General features: G+C 61.9%; 7 protein-coding genes. 1 reads left to right on the forward strand and 6 read right to left on the reverse strand.

Annotated elements, in window-relative coordinates; all coding sequences use genetic code 11:
• Positions 1-76: 76 nt before the first annotated feature.
• From HT737_RS18680 to HT737_RS18705, 6 genes are all read right to left on the reverse strand, one after another.
• A complete protein-coding gene (locus HT737_RS18680; RefSeq protein WP_182403604.1) occupies positions 77-649 on the reverse strand; it encodes a HupE/UreJ family protein in 573 nt (190 codons plus the stop codon).
• A gap of 27 nt (positions 650-676) precedes the next feature.
• Positions 677-1,291, reverse strand: coding sequence for an urease accessory protein UreG (ureG, locus tag HT737_RS18685; RefSeq protein ID WP_182403606.1), 615 nt, complete (start codon positions 1,289-1,291; stop codon positions 677-679).
• Between the two features lie 10 nt (positions 1,292-1,301).
• Positions 1,302-1,976: an urease accessory protein UreF gene (locus tag HT737_RS18690; protein WP_047291005.1), complete on the reverse strand. Its 675-nt coding sequence runs from the start codon at positions 1,974-1,976 to the stop codon at positions 1,302-1,304.
• Positions 1,973-2,473 (reverse strand): urease accessory protein UreE, encoded by a 501-nt coding sequence (gene ureE / locus HT737_RS18695; RefSeq protein WP_182403608.1) that lies wholly within the window; start codon positions 2,471-2,473, stop codon positions 1,973-1,975. Before ureE ends, HT737_RS18690 begins: the two co-directional genes overlap by 4 nt.
• Before the next feature lie 245 nt (positions 2,474-2,718).
• Positions 2,719-3,351, reverse strand: coding sequence for a TetR family transcriptional regulator (locus tag HT737_RS18700; RefSeq protein WP_007966952.1), 633 nt, complete (start codon positions 3,349-3,351; stop codon positions 2,719-2,721).
• Positions 3,352-3,524: 173 nt separating this feature from the next.
• A complete protein-coding gene (locus HT737_RS18705; protein ID WP_041065594.1) occupies positions 3,525-4,031 on the reverse strand; it encodes a hypothetical protein in 507 nt (168 codons plus the stop codon).
• Positions 4,032-4,416: 385 nt separating this feature from the next.
• On the opposite strand from HT737_RS18705, the gene HT737_RS18710 reads away from it, so the two are divergent.
• Complete coding sequence (locus tag HT737_RS18710) at positions 4,417-6,471, forward strand: AsmA family protein (protein ID WP_182403610.1); 2,055 nt, start codon at positions 4,417-4,419, stop codon at positions 6,469-6,471.
• Positions 6,472-6,514: the final 43 nt, after the last annotated feature.

Here is a 6,514-nt window from a genome sequence, read left to right on the forward strand (position 1 = left end):
CCCACAAGGATTGTTATCAACCACAAACCTGTGGGAGCTGGCTTGCCAGCGATGAGGCCGGTTCAGGCGGTATAGATCAGCCGGCCAGCAACCAGGCGCCAGTCATCGCCGAAGCAGCACCGGCAAGTCGCACCAGCGGCGCGGCAGCCTGAGGCAACACGCGCACCAGGCCATAACCCGCCGCATGCAACGCTGCCGTCGCCGCGACAAAACCGGCGGCATACGCCCACGGACTGCTCATGTCCGGCAGCTCCAGGCCGTGCGCCACGCCATGGAACAGTGCAAACAGTGCCGTCGCCGCCACCGCCATTACCAGCGGTGGACGCACCGCCAGTGCCACCGCCAGACCCAGCGCCAGCACCGAGGCAGCGATCCCGCTTTCCAGCGCCGGCAGCTCCAGCCCTTCAAAACCGAGCATGCCGCCGATCAGCATGGTGCCGACGAAGGTGCACGGCAGCGCCCAACGCGCCGCACCTTGTTGCTGCGCCGCCCACAGGCCGACCGCAATCATCGCCAGCAAGTGGTCGAGGCCGCCGATCGGGTGGCTGATACCGGCGACCAGCCCACTGTCGCCGTGGCCCGGGTGGGCGAAGGCGAGGGCTGGGGTCAGCAGCAGCGCCACGGCGCCGAGAATGCGTTTGAGTGTCATGGAGAAGCTTCCTTGTTGGTCAATGAATCAGGCGGCGTTCAGCAGGCCTTGGCGTTCGATGAAGGCAATGATGTTTTCCAGGCCCTGTCCGGTTTTCTGGTTGCTGAAGACGAACGGCTTGCCGTTACGCATGCGCTGGGTGTCGCTGTTCATCATTTCCAGCGACGCGCCGACCAGCGGCGCCAGATCGATCTTGTTGATCACCAGCAGATCGGACTTGCAGATCCCCGGCCCGCCCTTGCGCGGCAGCTTGTCGCCGGCAGAGACGTCGATCACGTAGATGGTCAGGTCTGACAGCTCCGGGCTGAAGGTTGCCGACAGGTTGTCGCCACCGGACTCCACCAGAATCAGGTCCAGCCCCGGAAAGCGTCGGTTCAGTTGATCGACGGCTTCGAGGTTGATTGAGGCGTCCTCGCGGATTGCCGTGTGCGGGCAGCCGCCGGTTTCCACGCCAATGATCCGCTCCGGCGCCAGCGCTTCGTTGCGCACCAGAAAGTCGGCGTCTTCGCGGGTGTAGATGTCGTTGGTGACGACGGCCAGGTTGTAGCGATCGCGCAACGCCAGGCACAGGGCCAGGGTCAATGCGGTTTTGCCGGAACCGACCGGGCCGCCGATGCCGACGCGCAGGGGTTGTGTGTTCATGGTTGTTCTCCTAAGAGCGAAACAGACGGCTGTACTGGCGCTCATGCGCCATGCACGCCAGGGACAGACCGAATGCGGCGCTGCCGATGTGTTCGGGATTAATGCGCGTGGCGTCCTGCTGCGCCTGTTGCAGCAGTGGCAGCAGTTCGCTGGTCAGGCGCTGGGCGGCTTGCTGGCCCAGCGGCAGGGTTTTCATCAATACCGCGAGCTGGTTTTCCAGCCAGCTCCACAGCCACGCGGCGAGTGCATCCTGCGGGTTGATGCCCCAGGCGCGGGCCGCCAGTGCCCAGCCAAGAGCCAGATGCGGTTCCGCGCATTGCTCGAGAAAGCGGCGGGCCGGCGCGTCGAGTTCCGGCAGACCGTTGAGCAACTGCTGCAGCGAGTAACCCATCTGCCGACTCTCCAGATGTAACTCGCGGGTCTCGCGGCTGGCGCGGTGGGTTTCGCAGAGATGCAGCAACTCGGGCCAGTTTTCCTCGGCCGCAGCCTGACAATGGGCGAGCAGCAGCGGCGCTTCGAAACGGGCGAGGTTGAGCAGCAGTTGATCGCTGATCCAGCGCCGGGCGCTGTCCGGGTTGTTCACGCGGCCGTTATCCACCGCCATTTCCAGGCCTTGCGAATAGCTGTAGCCGCCAATCGGCAGTTGCGGACTGGCCAGGCGCAGCAGCGCCCAGGCCGGATTCACAGGCGAACGCCGAACTGATGGAGTTTGGGCGCGTAGTTGAAATCTTCGTCGCCATGCCGCGAATGATGATGGCCGCCGCCGTAGGCACCGTGCTCCGGCTGGAAGGGCGCTTCAATCGCTTCGACCTGCGCGCCGAGCTGTTCGAGCATGGCCTTGAGCACGTAATCGTCGAGCAGACGCAGCCAGCCATCGCCGACTTGCAGAGCGACGTGGCGGTTGCCCAGGTGATAGGCGGCGCGGGTCAGTTCAAAGGCATTGGCGCAGGTGACGTGCAGCAGTTGCTCGGGGCGGGCGCAGACACGAACGATGCGGCCGTCTTCGGCCTGCAGGCATTCGCCGTCGCATAACGGCGCCTGACCGCGCTCCAGAAACAACCCGACGTCTTCACCGTCGGCACTGAAACAGCGCAGACGGCTTTTGCTCCGCGCTTCGAACGTCAGGTGCAACTCGGCGGACCAGACAGGTTGAGCGTCGATTCTGCGGTGAATCACCAGCATCGGAAAGCTTCCAGCAGTGGACTGTAGGGAGGGCTAGAGCAAGGGGCTTGCCAACCGGCCGAGATGTAGGAAATCCCTGTCGGAGCGTAGAGGATGTTTCAAGATGTTGCAGGATTTTGGAAGATCTTGGTGCGTGAAGATTTTTACATGCACCAATTTGTGGCCAACAAAAAAAGATCGCAGCCTTCGGCAGCTCCTACAGGGGGTTGGTGTAGGGGCTGCCGAAGGCTGCGATCTTTTGCTCTTTACTCGGTGCTGCCCAGCCCTTGCCAGTGCTTGAGGCCGATAAAGATGAAGCGCAATTGCTGGGTGATCTTCGCCTGAGGTGTCAGATGTTCCGGCAGGGCCTCGGCGGGCGGGTCGATGATGTCCGGCAGGGTGGCGAACACCGATTTGACGATCAGGTCGGCGATCACGCTCAGGCCGGCTGCATCCAGATGTTGCAACTTGGGCATCAGCGTCAGGTCGGCCGCGAGGTCGGCGCTGATGTTCTCGCGCAGACGACCGATCGCCTGACGCACCGGCAGCGAGCCGCCGTACTGCTCGCGGGCGAGAAACAGGAATTGCGAACGGTTGGCGCTGACCACGTCGAGGAAGATCCGCACCGACGCATCGATAATGCCGCCCATGACGAATTCGTTGTGGCGCACCAGGCGGATGGTCTCGCGGAAGGTCTGGCCGACTTCACTGACCAGCACCAGCCCCAGCTCGTCCATGTCGGCAAAGTGCCGATAGAAACCGGTGGGCACGATGCCGGCGGTCTTGGTCACTTCGCGCAGGCTCAGGCTGCCGAATCCTCGGCCGCTTTCCATCAAATGGCGGGCAGCGTCCATCAGGGCATTGCGGGTCTGTTGTTTCTGTTCGGCGCGGGGCAGCATCGCAAAGGCGTTTTCTTGAGCGGGACAAGCGCCGCACTCTAGCAAATCGGCTTTGCTGGCGTCGAACGGCAGGGGGAATGTCAGCGGTAAAAAGGGGGGTTGCAGGTTGCCAGTGCTGAAAAAGTCAAAAGCCCAATCCGGTGATTGGGCTTTTTTTCCAGGCCGCCATGGGCTTAGCTCAAAGCGCTGTTGCGTTCGATCACACGGTCACCACCACCTTCGGCAACGGCTTGGCCCAGTGGGGTTTTGTCGAAACCGTCTTCGGCAAGGGTCTGGCCTTGTGGGGTGCGGTCACCACCACCTTCAGCGAGGGTCTGGCCTTGTGGAGTGCGGTCGCTGCCATCGGAAGCCAGGGTCTGACCTTGTGGAGTCTTGTCATAGCCGTCTTGCACCAGACCTTTCTCTTCCAGACGATCACGGCCACCTTCTGCTACAGCTTGGCCTTGTGGCGTCTTGTCGTAGCCATCTTGTACCAGGCCTTTCTCTTCCAGACGATTACGGCCGTTTTCAGCCAGGGTCTGGCCTTGTGGAGTGCGGTCGCCGCCATCAGCAGCCACAGTCTGGCTGAACACCGAGTGGCTGGATTTCACTTGTGGGGTAGCCTGATCGGCAGCGGGCAGGGCGAAAGCAGTGCTGGCTAGCATCGACAGGGTAAGGCTGAGCAGTAATTGGCGTTTCATGATGGGTTGCTCCTTGGGAGGGCGATAAAGTGGGTACGGAGCCAATGCTACTCTCGATAAGTCGATATAAAAGTTCATAAACGCAATGGTAATAATCAACAGAATTGATTGTTCTGCCGAGGCGCTCTAGCTCGGGCGTTTGCGGGCGGTGGTTTTGCACCGCAGTGGGTATTTTCGACTCACTCGCGCCTCGCAAATGTGCGGGCAGCGGTAACGCTGTTCGACCAATCAGTCAGCATTCGGGCGATTTTTTGCCACGGAATCTATATTCCGATTAAACCTGCGCACTGTTTGCCAGTCGTAGATTTCATGAGGGCCGCTTTGGCCCGCCGTTTCAGCTGTGCGTCGCGAAGTCGGCGTGCGGTCGTCATCAGGAGTTTTGTGCATGACGCGCACCGGGAAAATCTTCAGTTGGACCTTCGCCATCCTCGTACTGCTGCTGGCGGTACTCGTTCTGATCATCGTGTTCTTCGATTGGAACCGGATCAAACCGCCGCTCAACGCCAAAGTCTCGGAAGAACTGCATCGACCGTTTGCCATTAATGGCAACCTCGCAGTGATCTGGCAGCGCGAGCCGGACGAGGGCGGCTGGCGGGCCTGGGTGCCGTGGCCGCACGTGGTGGCTGAAGACCTGACGCTGGGCAACCCGGACTGGTCGAAGCAGCCGCAGATGGTCACCCTCAAACGCGTGGAGCTGCGCATCTCGCCGCTGGCCCTGCTGGCGCAACGGGTGACGATCCCGCGCATCGACCTGACCGAGCCCAACGCGCAACTGCAACGCCTGGCCGATGGCCGCGCCAACTGGACCTTCAAGTTCGACCCCAAAGACCCGAACGCCGAACCGTCGAACTGGGTGGTGGACATCGGCGCCATCGGTTTCGACAAGGGCCACGTCACGCTGGACGACCAGACGCTCAAGACCCATCTCGATGTGGTGATCGATCCGCTGGGCAAACCGATTCCGTTCAGCGAAATCGTCGGTGACAAAGCCGCGAAAACGGCCCAGGACAAAGGCACTGCGCCGCAGGACTATGCGTTCGCGCTGAAGGTCAAAGGCCAGTACCACGGCCAGAATCTCACCGGCCAGGGCAAAATCGGCGGATTGCTGGCGTTGCAGGACGCGAACAAACCGTTCCCGCTGCAGGCCCAGGCGAAGATTGGCGCCACCAGTCTCGAACTCGCCGGTACGCTGACCGACCCGCTCAACCTCGGTGCCCTCGATCTGCGGCTGAAACTGGCCGGTGCCAGCCTCGGCAACCTCTATCCGCTGACCGGCGTGACTCTGCCGGACACGCCGCCGTACTCCACCGACGGCCATCTGATTGCCAAATTGCATGACGCCGCCGGGGCGAAATTCACCTACGAGCAGTTCAACGGCAAGATCGGCGGCAGTGACATTCATGGCGATCTGACCTACGTCGCCAGTCAGCCTCGGCCAAAACTCAGTGGTGCGCTGCTGTCCAATCAGCTGCTGTTCGCCGACCTCGCGCCGCTGATCGGCGCCGACTCGAATGACAAGCAAAAGGCCCGCGGCGGCGAGAGCAAGCAGCCGACCGACAAAGTGCTGCCGGTTGAAGAGTTCAAGACCGACCGCTGGCGCGCGATGGATGCCGACGTCGAGTTCACTGGCAAACGCATCGTGCACAGCGAAAAACTGCCGTTCACCGACCTTTATACCCACCTGAAACTCAACGACGGCGAACTCAGCCTCGAACCGCTGCGCTTCGGCGTGGCCGGCGGTAATCTGGACGCGCAGATTCGCCTCAACGGTCGCGCCGAACCGCTGGAAGGCCGGGCCAAACTGACCGCGCGCGGGTTCAAGCTCAAGCAGTTGTTCCCGACCTTCGAACCGATGAAAACCAGTTTCGGTGAGCTCAATGGCGACGCCGATATCAGCGGCCGCGGCAACTCGGTGGCCAAGCTGCTCGGTGGCGCCAATGGCCAGTTGAAGATGCTGATCAACGACGGGGCGATCAGCCGCGAGCTGATGGAACTGGCAGGACTCAACGTCGGTAACTACGTGGTCGGCAAGATCTTTGGCGACAAGGAAGTGAAGATCAACTGCGCGGCGGCGGACTTCGACATCAAGACCGGCCTGGCGACCACGCGGCTGTTTGTGTTCGATACCGAGAACGCGATTATTTACATCGACGGCACGGCGAACATGGCCACCGAGCAACTGGACCTGACCGTGACCCCGGAATCCAAGGGCTGGCGTCTGATTTCGCTGCGTTCACCGCTGTACGTGCGCGGCAAGTTCATCAAGCCGGACGCCGGGGTCAAGGCTGTACCGTTGATGCTGCGCGGGGCGGGAATGGTTGCACTGGGCGTGATCGCTGCACCAGCGGCGGGACTGCTGGCGCTCGTGGCGCCGAGCGGTGGTGAGCCGAATCAGTGCGCGCCGCTGCTTGAGCAGATGAAGGCTGGCAAGCGCCCGTGACCGTCAAGCCGACCAAATAAGGCAAGAGCAAAAGATCGCAGCC

Source organism: Pseudomonas sp. MD195_PC81_125 (genome assembly GCF_014060985.1).
GTDB lineage: Bacteria > Pseudomonadota > Gammaproteobacteria > Pseudomonadales > Pseudomonadaceae > Aquipseudomonas > Aquipseudomonas parakoreensis.

Excerpts from the sequence above, each read along its gene's own strand:
- HT737_RS18700 (WP_007966952.1), bottom strand. The coding sequence starts at position 3,351 with ATGCTGCCCCGCGCCGAACAGAAACAACAGACCCGCAATGCCCTGATG.
- HT737_RS18705 (WP_041065594.1), bottom strand. The coding sequence starts at position 4,031 with ATGAAACGCCAATTACTGCTCAGCCTTACCCTGTCGATGCTAGCCAGC.
- ureG (WP_182403606.1), bottom strand. The coding sequence starts at position 1,291 with ATGAACACACAACCCCTGCGCGTCGGCATCGGCGGCCCGGTCGGTTCC.
- ureE (WP_182403608.1), bottom strand. The coding sequence starts at position 2,473 with ATGCTGGTGATTCACCGCAGAATCGACGCTCAACCTGTCTGGTCCGCC.
- HT737_RS18710 (WP_182403610.1), top strand. The coding sequence starts at position 4,417 with ATGACGCGCACCGGGAAAATCTTCAGTTGGACCTTCGCCATCCTCGTA.
- HT737_RS18680 (WP_182403604.1), bottom strand. The coding sequence starts at position 649 with ATGACACTCAAACGCATTCTCGGCGCCGTGGCGCTGCTGCTGACCCCA.